Below are 3,113 nucleotides of genomic sequence, written 5' to 3' on the forward strand. Positions count from 1 at the left end.
GATACTAAGTTCCCAGCAGATGATTTTTGCGTCATATATCATATTTTATAACGCCGTGTCTACCAATCTACATTCTGATTTTTTCTTTCTACCCCGATTTACCGAGCGGATACATTGAGAATTTCTCTTATCCTTTTAGTTGGCTATAGTAGTAATGGAGAAAAGATTTGGGAGCAGTGGCGTGACGATCAAATAACATCGCCTTGGCAGAGATTTGACTCGTGGTTTACAGATTTAATAGATTTGCAGAGTGTCAATGAGTTTTTTTCAGGTTTCCTTATTAAATGGCGAAGTACTACTTGGAATGATTCAATAAGGTTAGCAGTTCACTGGTATTTAGCGAGTAATGCACAAGCTGGAGCAGTGCAAGGTTCTATTATTTTAATGCAAGCGGCATTTGAACTTCTCGCTGGAACTCTCCTTGTAGAAGACAAAAAGATTATTACTCAACGAGATTTTGATAATACTACAAAGTATCATGCCGCTAAGAAACTAGAATGTCTTCTTTCAGAGTGTGAGATTTCTTTAAATGTTCCTGGTACTCTAACACATTTGCTTCAAGCTGCAAAAGATTTACATTGGAGCAACGGAGCAAAAGCATTAACAGAAACACGTAATGCATTAATTCATGCAAATCCAAAAAAACGTAAAAGATTACTCAACCGTTCCTTTTATGAAAAGATGGACATTGTTAACCTTGGTTTATGGTATCTAGAACTTATTCTATTAAGGATTTTTGGCTATAAAGGTAAATATTTAAGCCGAGTAGCTCGTAAGGAATTTAAGGATCAAAACATTGAAACTGTTCCTTGGGTTGAAAAATAATCACTAAAATGGTCGGGTTTGGCGATCCCTATAAGGTAAGATGTGCGTTCTGAACGACTAGCAATTACCATTTCAACGACTAGCGTATTCCAACACTCGTTCCCACTCTCAACGCCAAGCCGTCTCTACCAGCATTTTTTTAACATTGGTGAATTTAATAAATTCTTGTCCATTGTCGTAAAACACATCAGGAACGAGGCGATTGCGTACATCATACCCCCACTGAGAAACTGCGCCATTCCCACCACCTTTGCTTAGGTGACTCTAACATTGGCAGGCAGAACGACAGAAAAGACAAGCTCAACAAAGTCAACCCGGTTCTCTACGAAACACTGTGCTAACGAGGATAAAAACCAAGTTTCGGGTGTAGAAGTCAAAGCCAAAGCAGATCATGAGTGCGAAAGTTCCGCCGCGCCCGTGTCACAAACTGCAAAGTGGTCGCATGAGGCGATTGTTGCGCGGTCAAATATGCGACCCATAAGAAGGGAAAAACTGAATCGAGCGGTGAATTCAGGGCAGAATCCAGGTTTTGAGTTTTTGCAAGAGTGTTGGGATGATCCGGCTTTGCAAATTGTGATCAAGAAATTACTGGCGAAGTTTCCGCAGTGGGGGATTGCGATTGTTGATGGGGTGTTGGTGAAGTGGAATGAGTAGCGATGCTTGCGGCAGGTGGTTCTTGACGCAGCCGAAGGGGTGCGATCGCATGTAGACCCCAGGTTATGTATTAGATTACTAGCAATCGCTCCCATCTGATGCTTGCATGGTCTATATTCTGCCTGTCAAGAGTTTTGCAAAATATTGAACGTTTTTCGGTCTAAAGCCGAACGTTTAGCTATCACAATATTCTTGTCCCCACCGAAGATTATTAAAATTTGAGGGACTATGCTCAACGCATTGAAAAAAATCAACTTCTTGGTTTGGAAAAATTCCAATAGTATAAACTTCACCACTATTACTTCTACCAAACGCGACCGCGCTAATAGACGGGCATTTATTTATTATTCTACGAGATACTGTTGTTAATAATTGGGGTGAGTTAAAAATTGAATTTACAGCATTCCCAGACATAGACACAAAGTAATAAAATGGTCTATTTTTTGGGGTTGTTCCATAAGTATCTTTGGCACTTTTTAGCTCAATGCTAATCTGCAAATTCCGACTATCTTGTAAGTCTTTAATCGAATTAACTACTACATCTTCGCAACTACCTATAGCTTTAGGATCAAGAGGAAAAAAATTCAGTTCCACTTTTAACGGTGTTTCAGATACTGGTACTGGCCCACTGGTGATTGGAGTCACCGGCAATAGTGGAATTGCTATAGGGTTATAATTAGGATTGTAATTAGGAATCTGATATTGAATTGGTGGGGTAGGCGGTAAAGGAGTAACTGACGGGGTGTAGTTAATACCTCTAGAACCAGGATTACTTCTATAGTGTGGTCTAACGTATGTGCCATTTTTGCGGTAATATCCACGGACATATCCCGCATCAACAGGTAAACTAATAGAGCTTCCAACAACGCAGCTTAAAACTAATACAGATAAAATTTTGTGTAGCATTTATAGTTTGTTGTATAAAATAAATTCACCTTTCTTTAAGACTAGACTCACGCAAAAAAGTTTCTTATCGGGCATTTGTTAGCAAGGCTTCAGGCTAAGGTACGTCGTCAATTGAGTCAAATAACAGAACCAGCTAGGTAAATTGCACCTTGAAAGTTGGTTGTCCATTTATCATAACGAGTTGCGTAAGTGTAGCCCACCGCAGGCATGGCTAATTCGGGGAAGAATCTGGGGTTTGATTTTTTGCAGTAATGCTGTCGTGATAACCCTGCCTCAATACTGCTCGGTTAAGCATTTTTAACTCAGAATTGGGCTTGGGGAAAAGGTTAAGGGGCAAAGGTTAAAGGTTTTTTCTTTCCCCTTTCCCCTTCCCCTTTTCCCCTTAACCGACAAGTATTGGACCCTGCCTTACAGATCCTGATCAAAAAGCTTTTGGCGAAGTTTCCGCAGCGGGGGATTGCGATTGTGGATGGCGCGTTGGTTGATTGGAATCGGTAGCAATTACTATTTCAACTACTAGCATATTGACACTACAAGTAATATTTTGTATTATGGGAAAGATACAAATCTCAGATGAAAGTCCTCACAGGGGTATAGTAAATTCTCCACTCTATTAACACCGTTTGAAAACACGAGTAATAATAGGGTAAAGTGCCTTATTACCAGCGCACTTACCTATATTAATGGCATCAAGCATTTAGAGAACCTAGTAGGTTCGATGCTTCCAG

At 40.2% G+C, this 3,113-nt stretch carries 3 protein-coding genes; 2 read left to right on the forward strand and 1 reads right to left on the reverse strand.

What is annotated here, in order from left to right; translation table 11 throughout:
* Positions 1-114 precede the first annotated feature (114 nt).
* Positions 115-825, forward strand: a complete 711-nt coding sequence (locus tag H6G97_RS48725) for a hypothetical protein (protein WP_190947467.1) — start codon at positions 115-117, stop codon at positions 823-825.
* Between the two features lie 270 nt (positions 826-1,095).
* On the forward strand, positions 1,096-1,479 hold the full coding sequence (locus tag H6G97_RS54400) for a hypothetical protein (RefSeq protein WP_242056151.1): 384 nt from the start codon (positions 1,096-1,098) through the stop codon (positions 1,477-1,479).
* A 174-nt stretch (positions 1,480-1,653) separates the two neighbouring features.
* Here the strand turns inward: H6G97_RS54400 and H6G97_RS51750 are convergent, their stop codons facing one another.
* Positions 1,654-2,385 carry a hypothetical protein gene (locus H6G97_RS51750; RefSeq protein ID WP_199350164.1) on the reverse strand — a complete coding sequence of 244 codons (732 nt, stop codon included), beginning with the start codon at positions 2,383-2,385 and terminating at the stop codon, positions 1,654-1,656.
* Between the last annotated feature and the right edge of the window lie 728 nt (positions 2,386-3,113).

The sequence above is a fragment of the Nostoc flagelliforme FACHB-838 genome (assembly GCF_014698065.1).
GTDB classification, from domain to species: domain Bacteria; phylum Cyanobacteriota; class Cyanobacteriia; order Cyanobacteriales; family Nostocaceae; genus Nostoc; species Nostoc flagelliforme_B.

Excerpts from the sequence above, each read along its gene's own strand:
- H6G97_RS51750 (WP_199350164.1), bottom strand. The coding sequence starts at position 2,385 with ATGCTACACAAAATTTTATCTGTATTAGTTTTAAGCTGCGTTGTTGGA.